This window comes from Cobetia sp. MB87, assembly GCF_011319755.1.
Lineage (GTDB): Bacteria > Pseudomonadota > Gammaproteobacteria > Pseudomonadales > Halomonadaceae > Cobetia.
Genome location: NZ_VFBC01000008.1, coordinates 19,884 through 40,726, shown reverse-complemented (window position 1 = coordinate 40,726; position 20,843 = coordinate 19,884). Strand labels below are relative to the sequence as shown.

General features: G+C 61.7%; 15 protein-coding genes and 5 tRNA genes. 8 read left to right on the top strand and 12 right to left on the bottom strand.

The annotated features are described in order from the left end of the window. Positions 1 to 47 precede the first annotated feature (47 nt). Entirely contained in the window at positions 48 to 1,598 is a 1,551-nt protein-coding gene (locus CDPAHKCJ_RS09665) for a sigma 54-interacting transcriptional regulator (protein WP_240916746.1), read from the bottom strand. Between the two features lie 333 nt (positions 1,599 to 1,931). Between CDPAHKCJ_RS09665 and CDPAHKCJ_RS09660 the strand changes: the two genes are divergently transcribed. Further along, positions 1,932 to 2,516, top strand: a complete 585-nt coding sequence (locus CDPAHKCJ_RS09660; protein ID WP_166019630.1) for a hypothetical protein — start codon at positions 1,932 to 1,934, stop codon at positions 2,514 to 2,516. A gap of 94 nt (positions 2,517 to 2,610) precedes the next feature. On the opposite strand, the gene polA is transcribed toward CDPAHKCJ_RS09660, so the two are convergent. After that, on the bottom strand, positions 2,611 to 5,499 hold the full coding sequence (gene polA / locus CDPAHKCJ_RS09655) for a DNA polymerase I (RefSeq protein WP_166019629.1): 2,889 nt from the start codon (positions 5,497 to 5,499) through the stop codon (positions 2,611 to 2,613). A gap of 271 nt (positions 5,500 to 5,770) precedes the next feature. Here polA and CDPAHKCJ_RS09650 point away from each other — a divergent pair, with 271 nt between their 5' ends. From CDPAHKCJ_RS09650 to speA, 3 genes are all read left to right on the top strand, one after another. Continuing rightward, positions 5,771 to 6,100, top strand: coding sequence for a DUF2782 domain-containing protein (locus tag CDPAHKCJ_RS09650; RefSeq protein WP_166019628.1), 330 nt, complete (start codon positions 5,771 to 5,773; stop codon positions 6,098 to 6,100). Between the two features lie 196 nt (positions 6,101 to 6,296). Next, positions 6,297 to 7,259 (top strand): homoserine kinase, encoded by a 963-nt coding sequence (locus CDPAHKCJ_RS09645; protein WP_166019627.1) that lies wholly within the window; start codon positions 6,297 to 6,299, stop codon positions 7,257 to 7,259. Positions 7,260 to 7,422: 163 nt separating this feature from the next. Beyond that, positions 7,423 to 9,321: a biosynthetic arginine decarboxylase gene (gene speA, locus CDPAHKCJ_RS09640; protein ID WP_166019626.1), complete on the top strand. Its 1,899-nt coding sequence runs from the start codon at positions 7,423 to 7,425 to the stop codon at positions 9,319 to 9,321. A gap of 159 nt (positions 9,322 to 9,480) precedes the next feature. On the opposite strand, the gene CDPAHKCJ_RS09635 is transcribed toward speA, so the two are convergent. Then, complete coding sequence (locus tag CDPAHKCJ_RS09635; RefSeq protein ID WP_166019625.1) at positions 9,481 to 10,215, bottom strand: fumarylacetoacetate hydrolase family protein; 735 nt, start codon at positions 10,213 to 10,215, stop codon at positions 9,481 to 9,483. Between the two features lie 229 nt (positions 10,216 to 10,444). After that, complete coding sequence (thpD, locus tag CDPAHKCJ_RS09630; RefSeq protein ID WP_346773916.1) at positions 10,445 to 11,551, bottom strand: ectoine hydroxylase; 1,107 nt, start codon at positions 11,549 to 11,551, stop codon at positions 10,445 to 10,447. Positions 11,552 to 12,139: 588 nt separating this feature from the next. Between thpD and CDPAHKCJ_RS09625 the strand changes: the two genes are divergently transcribed. The 4 genes from CDPAHKCJ_RS09625 to CDPAHKCJ_RS09610 all read left to right on the top strand — a co-directional run bounded on the left by CDPAHKCJ_RS09625 (position 12,140) and on the right by CDPAHKCJ_RS09610 (position 15,876). After that, positions 12,140 to 13,054: a CsgG/HfaB family protein gene (locus CDPAHKCJ_RS09625; protein ID WP_240916745.1), complete on the top strand. Its 915-nt coding sequence runs from the start codon at positions 12,140 to 12,142 to the stop codon at positions 13,052 to 13,054. Between the two features lie 25 nt (positions 13,055 to 13,079). Next, positions 13,080 to 13,943, top strand: a complete 864-nt coding sequence (locus CDPAHKCJ_RS09620; RefSeq protein WP_166019609.1) for a hypothetical protein — start codon at positions 13,080 to 13,082, stop codon at positions 13,941 to 13,943. Between the two features lie 117 nt (positions 13,944 to 14,060). Beyond that, positions 14,061 to 14,444 carry a hypothetical protein gene (locus CDPAHKCJ_RS09615; RefSeq protein WP_166019624.1) on the top strand — a complete coding sequence of 128 codons (384 nt, stop codon included), beginning with the start codon at positions 14,061 to 14,063 and terminating at the stop codon, positions 14,442 to 14,444. Positions 14,445 to 14,598: 154 nt separating this feature from the next. Next, positions 14,599 to 15,876, top strand: coding sequence for a sigma-54 dependent transcriptional regulator (locus tag CDPAHKCJ_RS09610; RefSeq protein WP_346773915.1), 1,278 nt, complete (start codon positions 14,599 to 14,601; stop codon positions 15,874 to 15,876). 130 nt (positions 15,877 to 16,006) lie between these two features. Here CDPAHKCJ_RS09610 and CDPAHKCJ_RS09605 read toward each other — a convergent pair. The 8 genes from CDPAHKCJ_RS09605 to CDPAHKCJ_RS09570 all read right to left on the bottom strand — a co-directional run bounded on the left by CDPAHKCJ_RS09605 (position 16,007) and on the right by CDPAHKCJ_RS09570 (position 20,749). Then, positions 16,007 to 16,081: transfer RNA gene (locus tag CDPAHKCJ_RS09605), tRNA-Gln, on the bottom strand. A 3-nt stretch (positions 16,082 to 16,084) separates the two neighbouring features. After that, positions 16,085 to 16,160: transfer RNA gene (locus CDPAHKCJ_RS09600), tRNA-Phe, on the bottom strand. A 77-nt stretch (positions 16,161 to 16,237) separates the two neighbouring features. Continuing rightward, positions 16,238 to 16,313 (bottom strand) — tRNA-Thr (locus tag CDPAHKCJ_RS09595). Positions 16,314 to 16,362: 49 nt separating this feature from the next. Continuing rightward, a tRNA-Gln gene (locus CDPAHKCJ_RS09590) sits at positions 16,363 to 16,437 on the bottom strand. Between the two features lie 5 nt (positions 16,438 to 16,442). After that, a tRNA-Phe gene (locus CDPAHKCJ_RS09585) sits at positions 16,443 to 16,518 on the bottom strand. Between the two features lie 104 nt (positions 16,519 to 16,622). Then, positions 16,623 to 16,934, bottom strand: coding sequence for an oxidative damage protection protein (locus tag CDPAHKCJ_RS09580; RefSeq protein ID WP_166019622.1), 312 nt, complete (start codon positions 16,932 to 16,934; stop codon positions 16,623 to 16,625). 138 nt (positions 16,935 to 17,072) lie between these two features. Beyond that, positions 17,073 to 18,245, bottom strand: coding sequence for an A/G-specific adenine glycosylase (gene mutY, locus CDPAHKCJ_RS09575; RefSeq protein ID WP_166019621.1), 1,173 nt, complete (start codon positions 18,243 to 18,245; stop codon positions 17,073 to 17,075). Between the two features lie 110 nt (positions 18,246 to 18,355). Beyond that, on the bottom strand, positions 18,356 to 20,749 hold the full coding sequence (locus CDPAHKCJ_RS09570) for an AsmA family protein (protein ID WP_166019620.1): 2,394 nt from the start codon (positions 20,747 to 20,749) through the stop codon (positions 18,356 to 18,358). Positions 20,750 to 20,843: the final 94 nt, after the last annotated feature.

Here is a 20,843-nt window from a genome sequence, read left to right as displayed (position 1 = left end):
GACGCTTTGACCACTTATGCGTGGTGGGAAGGTGACATGCCCCTCGATCAGGGCGTTTCGGCCAACAGCCCATGCCGGTTGAGCTTCTCGTAGAGCGAGGACTTGGCGATGCCGAGCTGACGGGCGGCGCGGGTGCGATTGCCCTCGGCGGCGCGCAGCGCATCCTCGATCAACTGGCGCTCCGCACGGGCCATCGCCTCACGCAGCGTGGCCGGCGTCGTGTGCGCTTCCCGAGCAGTTGTGGACGACTCGGGCGCTGAAGCGGCTGTGGACAAGTCGCTTTGATGGGTAACGGCATGCCGCGCATCGCCATGCCGGGCATCGCCATGCCGGGCACCGATGGCATCCGGCAGATCGGTCGGTTGGATATGGCTGCCGCCGAGATAGAAGGCGGCTTCGAGGACGTTTTCCAGCTCGCGCACGTTGCCTGGCCAATGATGCGCGCACAGGCGCTCGAGGGCGGCTTCGGAGAGCATCGGCGGGCGGCGGCCACTGCGGCGCGCCAGGCGTGACAGCAGATGCGTGGCCAGGGTCGGCAGGTCATCGCGGCGCTCGCGCAGCGGCGGTACCTGCAGTGGCACCACGTTGATGCGATAGAAGAGGTCTTCACGGAATTCGCCGCTCTCGACCAGCGCTTCCAGCGGGCGATGCGTGGCGGCGATGACTCGCACATCGACACTGACCAGCCGTGTCGCGCCGACGGCCTCGACCTCGCGGTCCTGCAGCACGCGCAGCAGCTTGGCCTGCATCGCCAGCGGCATGTCACCGACCTCATCGAGAAACAGGGTGCCACCATCCGCGAGCTGGAACTTGCCCGGCTTGCCGCCGCGCCTGGCGCCGGTGAAGGCGCCTTCCTCATAGCCGAACAGCTCCGCTTCCAGCAGCGCTTCGGGAATCGCCGCGCAGTTGAGCTTGATGAAGGGCCCCTTGGCGCGCGCCGAGCTGCGGTGCAACGCATGGGCATATAGCTCCTTGCCGGTGCCGGACTCGCCACGGATCAACACCGAGGCGCCGCCGGGGGCGATCTTGCGCACCTTGCAGGCCAGCTCGCGCATGGCGGGCGAATCCCCGATGATGTCACTCAGCTGCCAGCGCGCGCCGTTGGGGGTTTCCAGCGCCTGACGGTAATAGTCCACCTCCGCTTCCAGCGCCTGGACCTGAGCATTCACCTGCCGCCATTCCCAGGTGTCGTGATAGAGCACCGAGCCGATGGCACCGATCAGCGCACCATCGCGGAAGATGGGGTAACGGTGGGCAATCATGTGGTGGCCACGAATCAACTGCAGCTGGGCCAGCTCCGCGCGGCCGCTTTCCAGCACCTCGTGCATGCGGGTGTTCTCGATCACCTCGCTGACATCGCGCCCCAGCACCTCGCTGGCCTCCACCCCGAGAAACTCGGCATAGGGCGCATTCAGAAACTGGATACCGCCCTGGACATCTACCACCACCACCCACTCCTCCACCGCATCCATCGCGGCTCGCAGCAACTCGCGACGCGCCCGCTCGACATGAATCGAGGTGGCAGGTGAATCATTGCGCAGCGGGGCAGCCGCCTTCGCTCCACCCGCCGCGCCTGACACTGGCATCTGCTGAGCCATGATCGGCTCTCCCTTGGCGTGTCCGGTCATCGTGGGTAGCCGTATCCCTCTGCCACCACACCCGCCGGATCTGATTGTTGTGTGCCGCGCCATTCCGCGGCCAGCGTCCGGAAAACCGGACACCATTCACAGCATCGGCCTACCCCCGCCAAGGATCAACGTAGCCAGTGGTCGTAGTACTCCAAAATTAGATATCAAGATAAAAAAATAGGCTAATCTACAGGGAGTAAGGTATACAAAGACCAAGTCAACCGACAAATCTTTTAATGTATAAAATATCGCTCAGCATCACCCAGACTTATATCCTAAATAAAAATCAAGAGAGAGAAAGGAATGGGTATTTTAGAAGGCGAACGGTTACTACACTGGAATTATTTTCTTGCCCTAGAATCTGATATTGAGAATCTAGCAAGATATATAGAATTCACAGAAGACAATTATAAAACTTACTCCACAGAGCTAACAAACATACTTTTAGCGTGCTGTTCAGAAGTTGATGTCTTATCCAAGCTAATTTGCCAAATAAAAAACTCAAACTCCAAAGCAGGAAACATCATAGGCTATAGGTCAGAATTAAGAGAGAATTATCCATTTCTCGAAAGCATGGAAATTACAATACCACGTTACTCGTTAGCATTAACCCCTTGGGACAACTGGAAAAATAATACATCACCTCTTTGGTGGTCATGCCATAATAATGTAAAACATGAAAGGAGCAGCTACTACTATGAAGCAAATTTGAAAAACACACTGAATGCAGCAGCTGGTTTATTTTGCCTAGTGCTAATTTATCACAAAGAAAAAGGCATCCACAGAATTGAACCACCATCTACATTATTTACGCCCCCAGTAGAATATGCAAGAGTTTGTCCTTCAGTAGGGGGGCGTATGGCACTATTCTATGAAGAGAATGAATAAAAATACAAGCATCTCACCTTCTGACAAAAAGATGCTTGCATTATTTACCTGACAAACTCATGCCACAATATCAACATGCAAATCAAACAAATATTTAATGCGCTTCTTCCCAGTTGTCGCCTTGCTCGACTTCGACGAGCAGCGGGACGTCGAGAGAGGCGGCGTTCTGCATGCGCTGGGCGACGTCTTTCATGAAGTCTTCGACCTGCGCTTCGGCGACTTCGAAGACGAGTTCATCGTGTACCTGCATGACCATCATGGCGTCGTACGCCTTGTCACCGTCATTGCCCGCCAGCCAGGCGTCCACGTCGATCATGGCGCGCTTGATGATGTCGGCGGCGCTGCCTTGCATCGGGGCGTTGATGGCGGTGCGCTCGGCGGCAGCACGGCGCGCGTGATTGCGCGAGCCGATTTCCGGCAGGTAGAGACGACGACCGAAGATGGTCTCGACATAGCCCTGCTCGGCGGCGAGATGGCGAGTGTCTTCCATATAGGTGGCGACGCCCGGATAGCGCTCGAAGTAGCGCTCGATATAGGTCTTGGCCTGGCCGGGGTCGATATCCAGCTGACGCGAGAGGCCCCAGGCGGACATGCCGTAGATCAGCCCGAAGTTGATGGCCTTGGCGCTGCGACGCTGGTCACTGCTGACACGCGATTCCTCGGTGCCGAAGACTTCCGCGGCGGTGGCGGCGTGCACGTCACGGTTGTCGGCGAAGGCCGAGAGCAGCCCCTTGTCACCGGAGAGGTGCGCCATGATGCGCAGCTCGATCTGCGAGTAATCCGCCGCGACGATGCGATAGCCGGGGCGTGCAATGAAGGCCTGACGAATGCGACGGCCCTCCTCGCTGCGCACCGGGATGTTCTGCAGATTCGGATCGGAAGACGACAGACGCCCGGTGGCGGTGACGGCCTGATGGTAGCTGGTGTGCAGGCGGCGCGTGGTCGGGTTGACCAGCTGCGGCAGCTTGTCGGTATAGGTGCTCTTGAGCTTGGTCATGCCACGGTGACGCATGATCAGCTTGGGCAGCGGGTAGTCCAGCGCCAGCTCCTCAAGCACGGCTTCGGCGGTGGACGGCGCGCCCTTGGGGGTCTTCTTCTTGACCGGCAGCTTCTGCTCCTCGAAGAGGATCTCGCCCAGCTGCTTGGGTGAGGAGAGGTTGAACTCGCGGCCCGCCAGCTCGAAGGCCTGCTTCTCGATGTCGTGGATCTGCTCGGTCAGCTCACGCGTCTGGGCGTGCAGGCGCTCGGGGTCGATCGCGACGCCGTTGCGCTCGATGCGCGCCAGTACCGGAATCAGCGGATATTCGTAATCACGCAGCACCTCACCCAGACGCCCCAATTTCTCGATGCGCGGCATCAGCAGCGCGGCGAGGCGCAGGGTGATGTCGACATCCTCGCAGGCATACGGCATCGCCTCTTCCAGCGCGATCTGGTCGAACGTCAGCTGCTTGGCGCCCTTGCCGGCGATGTCGGTGAAGCTGATGGTGCTCTCGCCCAGGTACTTGAGCGCCAGCGAGTCCATGTCGTGACGGGTCGCGGTGGAGTTGAGCACGTAGGACATCAGCATGGTGTCGGCCAGCGGACCGGCCACCGCGATGTCATAGCGCGCCAGCACCTCGATGTCGTACTTGAGGTTCTGGCCGATCTTGGTGATGGCGCCATCGGCCAGAATCGGCGTCAGCGCCTCCAGCACGGCCTTGCGGTCCAGCTGCGCGGGGGCATCCAGATAGCTGTGGGCGACGGGAATGTAGACGGCCTCGCCGACCTCCAGCGCCATGCCGATGCCGACGATCTCGGCTTCCATGTAGTTGAGGCTGGTGGTCTCGAGGTCGAAGCACAGCGAGGTGCTGCTGCGCACACGCTCCAGCCACGCGTCCAGCTCGGCCTGCTCGGTGATGGCGCGGTAGTTGCGCTCCTCACGCGGCGGCAGCGCCTCGGGCATCTCGTCCTCGTCACCCGCCGCGTCCAGCTCAGGCGTCGGTGCAGCGGCGGCCTTGCCCTTGGCGGAGGCCTTGTCCGCGACCGGCGCGATGCTGTCGCCGAACAGATCAGCACCGGCGACACCGCTGTCCTTCTCGTCGGCGTGCGGCGTGGCCGCCATGTCGCCGCCTTCCAGCAGCTCCTTCAGCCAGGCCTTGAACTCCATCTCGCGGTAGAGCTCCACCAGCGCGGCGGTGTCCGGCGCGGCGATGGCGAGGTCATCCAGGCCATGCTCCAGCTCGCAATCCAGCTTGATGGTGGCGAGACGATAGGAGAGATAGGCATCCTCGCGGTGCGCTTCCATCTTCTTGGCCAGGGTCTTGGCGCCGCGGAAGCTGAGCGTCTTGATGCGATCGAGGTCACCGTAGATGGTGTCAAGACCGCCGCCCATGCCCTGCAGCAGGCCCAGTGCGGTCTTCTCGCCCACGCCCGGCACGCCGGGGATGTTGTCGACCTTGTCGCCCATCAGCGCGAGAAAATCGATGATCAGATTGGGCGGAATGCCGAACTTCTCGGTGACGCCGTCCACGTCCAGCGTCTCGTTCTTCATGGTGTTGACCAGCGTGATGTGCTCGTTCACCAGCTGGGCCATGTCCTTGTCGCCGGTGGAGATGACGGCATCACGCCCGGCCTCGGTGGCCAGTCGTGCAAGAGTCCCGATGACGTCATCGGCCTCGACACCTTCCACACACAATAGCGGCAGGCCCAGGGCGCGCACGCAGGCATGCAGCGGCTCGACCTGCAGGCGCAGATCATCGGGCATCGGTGGACGCTGGGCCTTGTACTCGGGGTACATGTCGTCGCGGAAGGTCTTGCCCTTGGCGTCGAACACTACCGCCATGGGGCTGTCCGGGTACTGGCGGATCAGGCTCTTGAGCATGTTGATCACGCCCTTCACCGCACCGGTGGGCAGGCCCTTGGAGGTGGTCAGCGGCGGCAGGGCGTGAAAGGCACGATAGAGGTAGGAAGATCCATCGACGAGAACGATCGGCGTGGCGGCCATGAGCAGTCGCATCCGTAGGCTGAAGGGTGAGCTTGGGGCAAGCAGAGTCGGGGCCGAAACTCTCTCGGCATCTATGGCTGTCATGATACGCAAGGGCTGCGGCGAGGCACAGTCACGACATGGCCTGCGCGCCTGGCTCGCGCTCAGCGAAATCGTGCATGCCACCGGCAAGAGTCGTAAACTGCGCCCATCAGGCAGGCATCGGGTATCACGCCGCATCGCCCGCCTTCAGCACTTCCGCGCACCGCACCTTGCGTCCAGGAGATTTCTCATGCGCACGACTGCTTCCCTTGTCCCGTCCTCCCTGCTGCGTCTGCCCACGCTGCTGGCTACCGGGCTGCTGCTGGCCATCACCGCCCTGAGTGCGCCGCTGGCCGTCGCCGAGAGCGAGGCCCCCAAGCCGCAGATCACCAGTCGTCAGCAGGATGATCGCCAGCTGCGCGAATACCGCGTCAATGGCCATCTGTACGCCATCGAGATCATCCCCCGGGGCGGCAAGCCGTTCTTCCTGCTCGACAGTGACGGCAACGGCAACTTCATCAAGTCCAGCGTCACCAGTGCCAGCCAGCTCAAGGTACCCGGCTGGGCACTGAAAAAGTGATAAGCTCGGCATCTGGTTCACGCGACAGCTGAGCCAGCAGTGACAGGCATCGCGCCCGCGGCATATCTCTTGCCCCCCGGGCGTGAAGGCATCCTTCCTGCATACCTACAACAACTCCTGTCAGCGCATTGCCGCCGCGTCGGTCCAGCGGCGCGCCACTGATGGGGCGGACACATTTCGGCGAGAAGAGTCACCCATGGCAGTCTTTACCCCCCTGAGCGAGGCTCAGGTCGCAGAATTTCTGGCAGAGTACGATGCAGGCACGCTGACATCGCTTGAAGATGTCGCCCACGGCACCGAGAACTCGACCTTCTTCGTCACCACCGACCGCCGCGAGATGGTGCTGACCCTGTTCGAGCAGGGCGAACATGCGGAACTGCCCTTCTTCGTCGAGCTGCTCGACTTCCTCGCCGGGCACCAGCTGCCGGTGCCCGGCCCGCTGCACGATCGCGACGGCCAGGCGCTCAAGGTACTGGCAGGCAAGCCGGCGTTGCTGTTCCCGCGCATGCCGGGCAACTGGCCGGTCTCTCCCAACGTGGCCCAGTGCCGCGAGATCGGCGCGGCGCTGGGGCGCATGCATGCCGTCTCGCAGCACTTCACCGGCCACCGCCCCAACACCCGTGACCTGCACTGGATCAAGCCGATGCACCACAAGGTGCTAGCGTATCTGAGCCCGGAAGACCAGGCGCTGATGGCCGACGAGATCGATGTCTGCGAAGACGTCTTCAGTGGTGTCGAGCTGCCGCAGGGCGCGCTGCACGGCGACCTGTTCCGCGACAACACCCTGTTCGACGGCGATCGTCTCGGCGGCATCATCGACTTCTACAACGGCTGCACCGGCGACCTGATCTTCGATCTGTCGATTCTGGTCAATGACTGGTGCTCCAACGACGATGGCCGTCTGGATCAGGCGCGTTATGACGCCCTGCTCGGCGCCTATCTGGCCGAGCGCCCACTGAACGCTGACGAACGCCGTCTGTGGCCGAGCATGCTGCGCATGACCGCGCTGCGCTATTGGCTGTCGCGCCTGCTGGTGGTCTACGTGGACCCGCCCGCTCACAGCCTGACACCGAAGGACCCGGCACAGTATCGCCAGCTGCTGGGTCGGCGCATCGAGGAAGGCGCCCTGCCGCTGCCCGACGCCACCCAGCCGGCCTGAATGCCCACGCAAGTGGCAAAGCGATTGCCTGCGCCTCCCCAGCAGGCATAATGCGCCCCCTGAGCGCCCGCATCCGTGCGGGCGCCATTGTCTTCTCCGACGCTGCCCACACCGCTGAGCACCGCCGGGCTTGCCTTCACGCCGTCCATCTCCGGAGACCGCGATGACCTCCTTTGCAGCCGAAGCACGCCGCACCTACAACATTGACCAGTGGGGCAGCGGCTATTTCGACGTGGGCCAGGATGGCCTGACGCTGGTGCGCCCGCATGGCGAACCGGGTACGCCTGCGCTGCCGCTGATCTCGCTGATCGACAAGGCCCGCGCCCAGGGCCTGCGCCTGCCGCTGCTGGTTCGCTTCGCCGATATCCTGCATGACCGTGTCGAGCAGCTGTGCGCCGCCTTCGATGCCGCCATCAGCTCGCGCGGCTATGGCGCCAGCTATACCGCCGTCTATCCGATCAAGGTCAACCAGCAGCGTCGCGTGGTCGAGGAACTGCTGGCGACCAGCGAGCGCTCCCGCGGGCGTGTCGGACTGGAAGCGGGCAGCAAGCCGGAACTGCTCGCCGTGCTGGCACTATCGGACAACGGCCCGTCAGTCATCGTCTGCAACGGCTACAAGGACCGCGAGTACGTGCGTCTGGCGCTGATGGGCGAGAAGCTCGGCCACCGCGTGCATCTGGTGGTCGAGAAGGCCAGCGAGCTGGAACTGGTGCTGGAAGAGGCCGAGCGGCTCGGCGTACGGCCGCGCATCGGCCTGCGCGCGCGCCTGGCGACCATCGGCAAGGGCAACTGGCAGAACACCGGCGGCGAGAAATCCAAGTTCGGCCTGACGGCGAGCCAGATCGTCGCGCTGGTCGAGCGCCTGCGCGACGTGGATGCGCTGGACTGCCTCAAGCTGGTCCACTTCCACCTCGGCTCCCAGATCGCGGATATCAGCGACATCCAGCGCGGCCTGGCCGAGTGCGCACGCTTCTATCAGGGGCTGCATGAAGCCGGTGCCGGCGTGGAAATCGTCGATGTCGGCGGTGGCCTGGGCGTGGACTACGAAGGCACGCGCTCGGAAAGCGCCTGCTCGCTCAACTACTCCATGCGTGAATATGCCGACTATGTGGTCGGGGCGTTTCACGCGGTGTGCGAGGCGCATGATCTGCCGCATCCGCACATCATCTCCGAGTCCGGCCGCGCCCTGACCGCGCATCACGCGGTACTGGTGACGGACGTGATCGGCGAGGAACGTGTCGACCTGCCGCTGCCCGCACTGCGCGAGGATGATGCTCAGATCGCCGCACTGTGGGCCCAGGCCGCGCGACTGGAAGGTGCGCTCGAGCCACGTGAGCTGGTGGAGATCTACCACGCCGTGGTGCATGCCCAGCATCAGGTGCAGGAGCGCTTCGTGATGGGACTGGCGAGCATCGCCATCCGTGCCGAGGCCGAGGCCATCTACACCAACGTGTGCCGCAGCCTCGCCGGACGTCTCGACGCCCGCCAGCGTTCGCACCGCGCGGTGCTCGATGAGCTCAACGAGAAGCTGGCCGACAAGCTGTTCGTCAACTTCTCGCTGTTCCAGTCGCTGCCGGACATCTGGGGTATCGAGCAGATCTTCCCGATCCTGCCGCTGACCGGCCTCGACCGCGCGCCGACCCGGCGTGGCGTGATCCAGGACATCACCTGTGACAGCGATGGCCGCATCGATACCTATGTGGATGATCAAGGCCTGGATGCCACCCTGCCGCTGCCGGAGTGGAATGACGATGAAGAGAAGCTGCTCGGCTTCTTCATGGTCGGCGCCTATCAGGAGATTCTCGGCGACCTGCACAACCTGTTCGGCGATACCGATTCCGTGGATGCCAGCCTCGACGATGAAGGCCAGTGGCAGCTGTCCCATGCCATCCAGGGGGATAGCGTGGCGCAGGTGCTGCGCTACGTGAACTTTGACCCGGAGCAGCTGGCGGCCCGCCTGGCACGTCAGCTCAAGTCCTCCAACCTGAATGCGCTGGAACAGGCGGATCTGCTCGAGGACCTGAAGGCCGGCCTCGACGGCTACACCTATCTGGAGAGCTGAGCTAGAGACTCGCCTGCAAAAAGAAAAGCCCCTGCCGATCTCCCGGCAGGGGCTTTTTCGTGTCTTGCACAAGCGCCTTCAGTCACTCATCGCGACTCATGGCACTTTCACTGAGCATTTGTCTACGAGTGCTGGTCGACGAGCACTTTTGACCAAGCGTCAGGCCACGCTGCGAGTGCGTGTCTCGACACGCAGCAGCTCGCCACTGCCATCCGGAGCGTCCAGCGCGAGTGCCAGCGCCTGATCCGGATTCAACTCGCCGACGCCTTCCGGCGTGCCGGTCAGCACCACGTCGCCGGGCAACAGGGTGAAGCTGTGACTGATCTCGCTGAGCAGACGCGCGACGGGGAACAGCATCAGGCTGGTATCCGCCTGCTGGCGCTGCTCACCGTCGATGCTGAAGCGGTAATGCAGCGCCTGGAAATCCACGCTGTGCAGCTCTCCATCAGCATCGCGCCAACGCGGCCCTTCCAGCGGGACGAAGACGGAAAGCGGGCAGCTGCCGTCAAAGCCCTTGGCCAGCTCCCACGGCTGGCCCTTGGCCTTGAGCTTGCTCTGACGCTCACGCAGGGTCAGGTCCAGCGCCAGCCCCATGCCGGCCAGTGCTCCCAGTGCCTCGGCTTCGCTGGCCTCGCACAGCGGCTTGCCGATCAGCAGTGCCAACTCCGCCTCGTAGTGATACTGACCACGGCGCTTCGAGATCGCCAACGGCTTGTCCATGGGCACCACGCTGGTGGCGGGCTTGATGAACAACAGCGGCTCGTTGGGCACTTCATTGCCTAGCTCCGCGGCGTGGGCTGCGTAATTGCGGCCAACACAGACCACCTTGCCGAGGTCATGAGCGAAGACGCGACCATCGCTGAAACGCGGGGTGAAACGCTGAGCAAGCGGCATGCAGAACTCCTGTCGGGGCGTGATGGAGGATCAATGAAAGATGATCGGTGAGAGATGTCTCAATCTTACGTCGCCCCGCCAGCCTGCCACTACCACACCAACGTCCGAGATTTCGCCGCCTGAGCGCAACCTGGCGTTGTGCAATTCAGTCCACTGACCTGCTCAATCCTGCGGTCTTTGGGTCTTTCGGCCTTTCGCTCGCTCATATCAGCGATCTGTCACGCGCGGCTCATTTCTCCAGTTCATCCCAGCCACCATCGAGACGGTGCGCGAGAAATTCCGGGCGCGGACGCGCGGCGGCAAAAGGCGCCTGCATCGCATTGTCGACACGGTTGTAGACGAAGAAGGCGTTGCTGCGCGGATCCGGCGACATGTTGGCATTGGAGCCATGCAGCGTATTGCAGTCGAACATCAACAGACCACCGGCGGCACCGGTCGGTGCTTCGATACCACGCTCGGCGATCAGCTCGCTCAGTGCTTCGCGCGAGGGCACGCCGACCTTCTGGGTCTGCAGGGATGACTTGTGGTTGTCATCCGGCGTCTCGCCCAGGCAATGCACGAAGACTTCATGCGAGCCGGGAATCAGCATCAGCGGACCATTGAAGTGGTGATTGTCGGTCAGGATGATCGAGGCGCTGACCGCGCGCATTTCCGGCATGCCATCCTCGGCGTGCCAGGTCTCGAAGTCCGAGTGCCAGTTGAAGCCCTTGCCCTCGAAGCCCGGCTTGTAGTTGATGCGCGACTGGTGGACATAGACATCACCACCGAGAATCTGGCTCGCGCGGCTGGTCAGGCGCGGATCTTCCGCCAGCTTTCGGAAGCGCTCGGATAGGAAGTGCACGGCGAAGATGGAGCGAATCTCGCGGCTCTTGGGCTCGGTGATGGTGAAATCACGACCCTGCCACTCTTCGTTGTCGAGCAGCGCTGCCAGCTCGGTCTTCAGCGCCTCGACTTCCTCCGGTGCCAGGAATTCCGGCTCGAACAGGAAGCCATCGCGCTCGAAGCGCTTGAGCTGCTCGGCGCCCAGCGGCCCCTCATCGGCACGCGAGTGCACGACGGGCTCGCGGCGCTTCTGCCACAGGTGCTGCGGCGGCTGGCTCAAACGCGTCGGATAGGCGTCTCGCGAGTGATCGGACCCTCGATCACTGCCCGACTTGTCGAGATAAGCTTCCGGCGCCTGATCACGGTCGGCATTGGTCTGACGGGCGTCCAGCTGCTGATTGGAGGCTTCTGCAGCGGCGCTGACGTTGCCACCATCGGTCTGCTCATGTTGGCGTTGCTTGGACGAAAGAGCAGAAGTGGCGTTGTACGAGGTCATATGGCGTGAAGCTGTCATCATGCTCTCCTTAAGGCATCAATGTCTTGCATTGAGGAAAGTGGAATCTGGCGTTCTAGCATGCGGCTTGCCCGCACTGTCCCACCTATGGGTCATACAAGAGACTTCAACCCCAAGATTCATGAAATAAGCATAGAGATCTGATCCGCAGGATCGTTAAAAGACCATCCAATCTCATATCACTCCCGCCATCACCCTTCTCAAGAAAACATGAGGCTGCCTGTGCCTCGCGGATGACAAATTCCTTCAGTCATCCCCTCTCGCCAGTCCCGGCTCATCCTGTTGCCACGGATGCTCATCTTCTGTGAGACAACCGGCTTAATCAGCGACTCATCACTGGCACCACGCCTGTGGTATTTCTCCTCACTTCGCTTCGCCATTTGCAAAACGCATCGCGCGCAACATTGCGCATTAATGCGTAAGTGTCTGTGAAATATTGTGAAATTGTTTGGCACGCTTCGTGCCCCTAGGAAAGCACGGCAGAACAACTGATAGAGACATATCAGAGAAAAATAACGGCGCAGGATCATGCGTCACACCAGGGGAACTTCCAGCATGTTTAAGCCACGGATATGCATGGCCGCTTGCATGGCCACAGTGCTGGGGGGCTGCGCCGCTGTCGAACCGAAATTCGACAATGTCGAACCGGTCGTAGGGCCACCAGTCACCTCAAACAATACGCCATATAGCGAATGCCTCGTATCACTCAGCCGGGTGCAAGGTGCCACCAACCTGCCTGTCATCGCAGTGGGCCAGGTGACGGACAAGACCGGCCAACGCAGCTACTCCACCGTGACAGAAAGCGCTGCCGTGACCCAGGGCGTATCCGAGATGCTGATAAGTGCCCTCTACAAGACTCGCAAGGTACATCTTACCGAACGTCTCGATGTACGAGTCCCGCTGGCAGAGCAGCAACTTTTCGAGCAGAAGGCACTGGCTTATACCCCTCGGAACCTCGCGGTGCTGCCTTCGCATTTCGTGGTTCTCGGTGCACTGACAGAGCTCAATTACAACATTTCAAGCGGCGGTGCCCGCCTGTTCGTCAGCGGAATCGGGGCCGGACTGCGCACTGCAGTCATCAATGTCGGCCTGGACCTGCGCATGGTCGATATCCGCACCTTCCGCACCGTCTATGTCACCAGCCTGCAGAAGCAGGTGGTCGGTTACGAAGTCGAAGCCGGCATCTACCGCTTCTTCGGCAATCAGTTGATCGAGTTTGATTCCGGCGCAGTGCGCAATGAGCCATTGCAGCTGGGCGTGAGATCAGTCGTGGAGATGGGCGCGTACCAGCTTCTGACTGAAGGCCTGGGACTTCCTGTACCTGCGGGACAGGAATGTGCATTGCACCCGGGACAGCATGTTGCAGATGACAATAGCAACACGCAGCAAGTGGCCGCAGCCAATACCAGCAGCAATACAGCAAGTGGCAATGAAGCAGTCGCAACACCGTTGCAAGCAACACCCGCATCAGAAGTACCGGCAGCATCCAGCGCAGCACAATAAGTCAACATTCATGAGGAACATGACAATGACTACCTATAACAAGCTCGCAGTCGCCATCGGTCTCGTAAGCGGCATGATGATGGCAAGCCAGGCGCAGGCCTTCGATAACGTGAAGTGGAACTGGCACGGCAAGGTCATGAGCAAGATCAAGGTTGAAGCCAATATCGATCCGAAGATCGAAGATCCGGGCGGCCTGGTGATGATCGAGAACTTCCAGAAGCAGATCGGCGATGTCAGCTCGGAAGCCATCGTCAGTGACATCAGTTACGGTTCTGGCCCTGGTGAAACCACCACTGAAGTCGGGATTGGTGTGGGCGCAGTCGCTGGCGCAGCTGCAGGCGCAGGGGCTGGTGCATACTTTGGCAAACATGGCGCAAGCGTAAGTGCCGATGCGGATGCTATCGCAGGAGCCGGCGCAGGGGCTATTGGCTATATCACTACCACCACCACCGACCCAGTCGTGAATGCTGAGATCACACGCCTGGAAAGTCTGGAGAATGCGGCGACCTCAGTCGGCAACAATGCCTCCATCGAGAGCGATGCCATGGTCAACCTGCATAACGAGCAGATCCTGGCAGGGGGCTATTTCAAGAAAGCGAACATCGACTCAGTGGCCACTGTGGACAACATCCTCAATCTGAGTGTAGATAATGCCGCGACCTCCGTGGGCAATAACCTGTCGGTCACCCAGGACACAACTGGTCTTGATACCGCGCTGATTGCCGACAACACCCAGTTCAGCCTTGCCGATGTCACCTCCACGGCTTCAGTGACCAATGTCATGCTCGGCTTGCCGCCAGTGGGCAGCTTCGAAGGCCCGGTCATCAACAATGCCGCGACCTCAGTGGGTAACAACATGTCCGTCTCCGTCGGCCCCGTTGCTCCGTAAATCCTCAGCAGGCAACCAACACACGCGGGGCGACCCGCGTGTGTTTCAGTACCTGCCGATGAAAGACATCTTCACGCATCAGACACTGCATCTTTCACAGATCGAAAGGAGCAAGACATGAATGCTTTTACACGTTTCAGCCTGGGGGTCGTCAGCGCGGGATGCCTGCTGGCCACGACTGCCAGCGCCAACTCGCTGATGGGGCCCTTCCCCTACGACTTTCCGGCACGCAGCGCAGAAACCGCCCTGATCCTCTACGAGAGCAAGAAGGCCGGCAGCCTGGGGGAAGGGTCCGATACCAATATCGGGGAATATACCCTCAATACCGGCAGCAGCACCTCGATCGGCAACTGGCAACAGATTGAACAGACGCTGAGTGATGGCTCTACCGGCACCATCGATGGCACTGCGGATCAATCCGCGGATGGCAGCTCTCAGACATCGTCAACTGACTTCACCATTACCCACAACAACGAAGATGAGGAGGAAGACGCCCAGTGATGCACTGCTCGGGACAGTCATCAGCGGGAAGACAGACCGTCAGATACCAGAACTCACCCTTTCAGCGTGAGTAGAGAGTTGGTCAGCCAGGCAAGTGTCGAGACTGAGAAGTCTGCCACTCAGGGGGAGCGGAAAAAACGCACTAAAAGCCGCCATGATCATCTCGCACAAGCCATTAACCTCTATATGGGTACTCGATAACCCCCCAAGACGAACACTCAACGCTGGAGAATCCAGACTCTCCGGTGAGGCTGTCACCAGAAGCAGCCCGACAATTATTCTTTCGCAGCCCGCCCGTACGAAGCGCAGGCAATGCAGAAAGACCAGCAGCAAGGGAACAACACTCATGACCGCACTGAAAGCTCATCAGGCTGCATCATCGGCTACTGCATTGAATCTGGCTGACGATATCTCCACTACCTCGCGGGTAAGGGAACTACCGATAAAGCGACCTCGCGGTTTTGGGGAGTTTATCGGAGACTCATCGGCCATGCAGACGCTCTATCGCACTCTCATCCAGGTCGCCCACTCGGACGCTCCCATCTTCATCACCGGCGAAAGCGGCAGCGGCAAGGAATTGTGTGCCACTGCCATTCACCGCCATAGCCCGGTACGTGACGGCCCGTTCATCGCCGTCAATTGTGCCGCCATTCCGGCAGAGCTGCTGGAGTCGCAATTGTTCGGGCATGTGCGTGGGGCCTTCACGGGGGCCGTGAGCGCCCAGCAGGGGCTCGCCGTGGCGGCAGATGGGGGGACGCTGTTTCTCGATGAGATCGCGGAGCTGCCGCTGCCCTTGCAGAGCAAGCTGCTGCGCTTCCTGCAGACGGGGCAGGTAATGCCGGTGGGTGCCACGCGCACGGTAGAGGTCAATTGCCGCATCGTGTGCGCCACGCATCAGAACCCGCGGGTACTGGTCGATACCCACCGCTTCCGGGAAGACCTCTTCTATCGCCTGCATGTCATCCCGCTCAAGGTGCCGCCGCTGCGCGAGCGCGGTCAGGATATCCTGGAGATCGCCACCGGACTGTTGGGGCGCATGGCAGGCCACGAGGGCAAGCGCTTCACACGACTCAGTGCATGCGCCGAGCGACAGCTGCTGGCCCATGACTGGCCCGGCAACGTGCGAGAGCTGGAAAACACGCTGCGGCGCGCCATCATCCTCAATGATGGTGAGGTGCTGACGGCCGACATGCTGGACCTGCCCTCCAGCATGGCGCATCGCACGTCGGTCAGCCCCAACGCGTCGGAGGACAGCGAGACCACGCTGCGCCCGCTGTGGATGGTCGAACGCGAGGCGATCGAGAGCGTCATCAGCGCCTGTGATGGCAGTATCCCCCGCGCTGCGGCGATACTGGAGATCGCGCCCTCCACCATCTATCGCAAGCGCCTGAGCTGGCTGGCGATGCACCCGGAAGAGCCCACCTCGCACTGAGAGGAGCGCCGGCCGAGGCATGCACTGTCGCCCTCCAGGCCTTTACTCCAGACGCAAAAAAGCCACCCCGAAGGGTGGCTTTTTTGTTGGCTGCCGAATTCATCCTGCGACTTCATCAGCTAGCCAGAATTGGCTGGGGTACCAGGACTCGAACCTGGGAATGCCGATACCAAAAACCGGTGCCTTACCACTTGGCTATACCCCAATTTGGTGGCCAGAGACGGAATCGAACCGCCGACACGGGGATTTTCAATCCCCTGCTCTACCAACTGAGCTATCTGGCCAACCTGAAGACACAAAAAAAGCCGCCAAGGCGACCTCTATATCGTGTGTTCTTCGCTCATCTACAGAAGCCTGAAGATGGTGCCGGCTAAAGGAGTCGAACCCTCGACCTACTGATTACAAGTCAGTTGCTCTACCAACTGAGCTAAGCCGGCACAAAGAACTCATGATATGAGTCTTCCTACTACGTTACTGCATGTCAGCTGGCTGGGGTACCAGGACTCGAACCTGGGAATGCCGATACCAAAAACCGGTGCCTTACCACTTGGCTATACCCCAACACTTGGTGGCCAGAGACGGAATCGAACCGCCGACACGGGGATTTTCAATCCCCTGCTCTACCAACTGAGCTATCTGGCCCTTGCCAACGAGGACGTATTAAATAGAAAACCTTTCCCGACGTCAACCCTTGCTTATCAAGAATTTGGCGTCGTAATTCGCCTTCCGCCGTCCTCGCCGTCCACTCAGACTTCGTAGCCCTGTCCGCCCTGCGATTCACCCTTGGCGGCGGCATCCGTCGGCACGAAACCTTCAGCCTGGTCCGTCTCTTCGTTGTTGAAGAAGCGGTCCATCTGCTCCATCAGATAGCGACGGCTGTCGGCATCCATCATGTTGAGGTGCTTTTCGTTGATCAGGCGCGTCTGCAGTGCCTGCCACTCTTCCCATGCCTGCTTCGAGACGTTGGACCAGATGTCCTGGCCCTTTTCGCCCGGCAGCGGCGGAAAATCGAGACCCGGCAGGTCCTGGTCATACTTGCGGCAATGTACGGTGCGCATGGGTAACTCCGTAAGAGAACTGGATGTCAGTGCGGATGAGCGTCGAGCCTTCGCCAGACGCCTTTACTGTTGCCTCATTCTCGCACGCCTGGGCCGCTTTGCCCCAGACGTACGGCCGATGCCGACACCGACAAGGCCTCACAGGCCGAACAGATCATCCGTGCAGCGCGCCAGCAGCGCCTTGACCGGCGCCGGCAGGCCCACGGCGTCTGGCGCGGCGGGGTCGACGAAGCGTCGGTCGGCGGCTGACTCGTTGACGCTCCCGGCTGCTTGAGCTTGCGCAAGCCCTGCCTCGCCCAGCTGTATCGGCTGCGGCGTGATGGTCAGCCGGAAGTGGCTGAAGACATGCTCGAAACTCGCCAGTGGCGCCTCCAGATGCGCGCCGCGGGCTTCGCGGGCGACCCATTCGCGCGCGGCCTCACGGTCCTCGACCAGTGGCGGCGCCCACAGGCCGCCCCAGATCCCCGTCGGCGGACGGCGCTCCAGCAGGATCCTCCCCGCTTCATCGCTGACCAGCAACATCAGCGTCTGACGCGTCGGAATGGTCTTCTTCGGCTTGCTCTCGGGGAAGCGCTTCTCTTCGCCACGCGCATGCGCCACGCAGACTTCCTCGAAGGGGCAACGCGCGCAATCCGGCTTGCTGCCGCGCGTGCACAGGGTGGCGCCGAGGTCCATCATCGCCTGGGTCCAGTCCGCCAGCCGCACCTGCGGCGTGTAGCGTTCCGCCAGCGTCCACAGCTTGCGCTCCACCGCCGGGCGTCCCGGCCAGCCTTCCACGGCATGCAGGCGTGCCAGCACGCGCTTGACGTTGCCATCGAGAATCGGCGCTCGCTGTCCGGTGCTGATGCTGATGATCGCCCCGGCGGTCGAACGCCCGATGCCCGGCAAGGCCGATAGTGCCTCGACACTCTCGACCGGGAAGGCACCGTCGTGCTCATTCACGACCTGCTGAGCGGCCTTGTACAGATTGCGCGCCCGCGCGTAGTAGCCAAGGCCCGTCCACAGGTGCAGCACGTCATCGATATCCGCCGCCGCCAGCGCCGCGACATCCGGGAAGCGCTCCATGAAGCGGGCATAGTACGGCAGCACCGTCGCGACCTGGGTCTGCTGGAGCATGATCTCCGAGACCCACACGCGGTACGGCGTAGTGTTCTCCTGCCAGGGAAGATGCTTGCGGCCATGCTCATCGAACCAGTCGAACACGCGCGCCTGAAACGCCTCGGGGCTCAGGGCGATATCTTCGAAGCCGGGCGTGGCGTGGCTCTCGGGAGCTGTCACGTCTGGCGTGGCAGCAGTGTCAGGTCGCGCCATCAAAACTTCCTCTGCTCGCGCCATGGTCGACGCCATGGCCTGGGCTCAAACGGCAGCACGCCAGCCCCGAGGAGCTGGCGTGCCGGTCTTGCTGCGAAGGGAGCGCGTGATCAGTTGAACAGTCCCTGAATCGCGCCCTTCAGCTTGTCGCTGGCGCCTTCGCCCAGCTTTTCATCAATCTTCTTGCGGGTATCTTCGTCGAGCTTCTCATCCAGCTTCTCGTTGACCTTCTCGCCCGCCTTGCGCTTGGCTTCATCCTTGGCCAGATCCGCTGCGGCACTCTGGAAGCCTTTCTGATCGAAGCCACACCACTCGCCCGGCTCACCGCTCAGGTTGCCCTGACACTGGACCGGGAAGCGCAGCTTGATCAGACGCGGATTGACCTCACAGGCCGCGTCATCCGCGCCCTCGATGAAGCGCGCCGCCACGTTGTAGTCGAAGGCCTCGGTCGGCAGGTTGAGCTGACCCTTGCCGTCCAGCGCGATGCCCGGAATCGCCAGTGCCAGATCCTGATTGCTGATCACGCCATTGGTGACCGTGAAGCTGCCCTGCGCGCGTTCCAGCGGCGTATTGGCCTTCCACTCCCGCGAGGAGGTCTTGCCACTCAGCGTCGCGACAGTGGTGCACATCTCCCTGGAGATATTGACGTCGAGCACCTCGCCATTGCGAATCTCGAAGTTGCCCTTGCCGTTCAGATTGCGCTTGATGCTGTCGATCTGATTGGTGCTGGTGGTGTAATCACCATTGAGTGTCAGGCGACCGCGCAGGATGTCCTGCTGCTCCGGTGCCAGCGCCTTGAGGAACGGCGCGATATCCAGGTTGGTCAGCTTCTCACCGAAGCTCATGCTCAGCGGCGTCTTGCGGCTGTCGATGCGCGCATTGGCCGCCAGCGAGCCGCCATAGAGGCTGGCCGTCAGGCTATCGAGCTGCTGGACACCCGGCTGGCCGGACAGCTTGGCGGTCACCTTGCTCATCTCGAGCCCCGAGGCGATCAGCGTGCCGATATCCAGTTGCCCCTGAAGGCCCAGCGTCTTGAGCAGTGCCACCGGCAGCAGCTCCGCGTCATCATCGGCCGCGTAGACCGGCGCGATCACGCCCGCCGTGAGTGCCTCACCCAAGCTTGCCGTCTTCTCGTCTGCGCCTGCCGGTGCCAGGTAGTCATCGAGATTGAGCGCGTCGACATCCAGATCGAAGGTGATCTGCGAGGCATCGAAGGACGAGCCGAGGCGCCCATTGATCGTGGTGTCATCCAGTGCCATCACCAAGTTGGTCAACTGCACCTGCGACATGTCGCCCTTGAACGGACTGGAGAAGGCCAGCGAGGTCAGCGCGCTGCTCCTGGCGGTCTGCGGCGCCTGTATGCCGACACGCGTCATCCACGCCTTGGGCGACAGCGGGGCCAGCTTGAACTGGCCGGTATAGCTGAGCGCATCGCCGGTGATGTCCTTGGCCTTGAGCGCCCCGCTGAGGCGCAGGTCACTGCCGGAGGTCAGCAGCAGGTTCTCGAGATTCGCCGTGCCCGCCGCCAGGTCCGCTTCGGCAGCGAAGGTGGCTTTCAGCGGCAGGGCCTTGTCACCCAGCGCGGCCTGATGGAGCGTCGCGTCAAGCTCGGCACCATCGGCCAGATACAGCTGCTTGTCGGTATCCAGCGTCAGGGTGTCGATGTCCAGCGCCACGCTCTGGTCCTTGTCACCCAGCGACGGCATCCGCGTGGTGGTATCCAGATTCACGCCAGTCAGCACATGACGGCCGCCTTGCAGGTCCAGCGCCACCTTGCCATCGAGGCTGACGGTGCTCTGAAGCTCCGGTTCACGCCCATCGGCCACGAACGACAGCTCGACCGGGAAGGCCTTGTCGGGGCTGACGTTGGAGGACGTCAACGCCACGTCGTTGAGCGTCATGTCGAGCCCGCTGGCCGCGTCCTGATAGGCGATCTGACCATTGGTGACCTGCACCGAGGCGATATCGAGATTGACCGCCATGCTGCCGGCGCCATTCTGCACCGACGGCGTCGTGTCATCCGCCAGCGCCACACCGGCGCTCTTGGCCGGCGGCAGCGCTTCATCCGCCGCGCCGCTGTCGGCGGCCGTCGCCGCATGATCGAGCAGGCTTTCCCAGTTGCCACGCCCCTGTGCATCACGCTCGAGTGCCAGCTTGAGGCCATCGAGGAAGACGCCTTCGACTTCGACTTCACCACTCAGCAGTGGCGTGAAGGACACGCCGACTTCCGCGCGGGTAAAGGAGGCAAACGGTGACTGATCACGCTCCTGCTCCGGCAGCCAGGCTTCGGCGTCCTCGACGCTGACGCCGAGACGGGGATAGAAGGACCAGTCCAGCGGGCCGTTCAGGGCCAGTTCCAGCCCCGCCTGGTCCTTGACCGCCTTGACCAGTCGCGGCTTGAGATCATTCGGATCGAGGAAGGTGGTGACATAGATCACCCCCGCCACGACCACCAACGCCAGTACCCCGACGATGGCCAGCAAGGCTCTGAACAGTGCTTTCATCTGCGTCCTCCCTTTGACACGATGAGAATTGCTGCGCTGCCCTCACTCCATAGGGCAGCACATGGAATGGCGCTGGGGATTCGTGGCATCAGGC

What these genes read in the sequence shown, in the direction of transcription:
- CDPAHKCJ_RS09615 (WP_166019624.1), top strand. Translation starts at nt 14,061, where the DNA reads ATGAATGCTTTTACACGTTTCAGCCTGGGGGTCGTCAGCGCGGGATGC.
- CDPAHKCJ_RS09580 (WP_166019622.1), bottom strand. Translation starts at nt 16,934, where the DNA reads ATGCGCACCGTACATTGCCGCAAGTATGACCAGGACCTGCCGGGTCTC.
- CDPAHKCJ_RS09625 (WP_240916745.1), top strand. Translation starts at nt 12,140, where the DNA reads ATGGCCACAGTGCTGGGGGGCTGCGCCGCTGTCGAACCGAAATTCGAC.
- mutY (WP_166019621.1), bottom strand. Translation starts at nt 18,245, where the DNA reads ATGGCGCGACCTGACACTGCTGCCACGCCAGACGTGACAGCTCCCGAG.
- CDPAHKCJ_RS09650 (WP_166019628.1), top strand. Translation starts at nt 5,771, where the DNA reads ATGCGCACGACTGCTTCCCTTGTCCCGTCCTCCCTGCTGCGTCTGCCC.
- CDPAHKCJ_RS09665 (WP_240916746.1), bottom strand. Translation starts at nt 1,598, where the DNA reads ATGGCTCAGCAGATGCCAGTGTCAGGCGCGGCGGGTGGAGCGAAGGCG.
- CDPAHKCJ_RS09660 (WP_166019630.1), top strand. Translation starts at nt 1,932, where the DNA reads ATGGGTATTTTAGAAGGCGAACGGTTACTACACTGGAATTATTTTCTT.
- speA (WP_166019626.1), top strand. Translation starts at nt 7,423, where the DNA reads ATGACCTCCTTTGCAGCCGAAGCACGCCGCACCTACAACATTGACCAG.
- CDPAHKCJ_RS09635 (WP_166019625.1), bottom strand. Translation starts at nt 10,215, where the DNA reads ATGCCGCTTGCTCAGCGTTTCACCCCGCGTTTCAGCGATGGTCGCGTC.
- polA (WP_166019629.1), bottom strand. Translation starts at nt 5,499, where the DNA reads ATGGCCGCCACGCCGATCGTTCTCGTCGATGGATCTTCCTACCTCTAT.
- thpD (WP_346773916.1), bottom strand. Translation starts at nt 11,551, where the DNA reads ATGACAGCTTCACGCCATATGACCTCGTACAACGCCACTTCTGCTCTT.
- CDPAHKCJ_RS09570 (WP_166019620.1), bottom strand. Translation starts at nt 20,749, where the DNA reads ATGAAAGCACTGTTCAGAGCCTTGCTGGCCATCGTCGGGGTACTGGCG.
- CDPAHKCJ_RS09645 (WP_166019627.1), top strand. Translation starts at nt 6,297, where the DNA reads ATGGCAGTCTTTACCCCCCTGAGCGAGGCTCAGGTCGCAGAATTTCTG.
- CDPAHKCJ_RS09620 (WP_166019609.1), top strand. Translation starts at nt 13,080, where the DNA reads ATGACTACCTATAACAAGCTCGCAGTCGCCATCGGTCTCGTAAGCGGC.
- CDPAHKCJ_RS09610 (WP_346773915.1), top strand. Translation starts at nt 14,599, where the DNA reads ATGATCATCTCGCACAAGCCATTAACCTCTATATGGGTACTCGATAAC.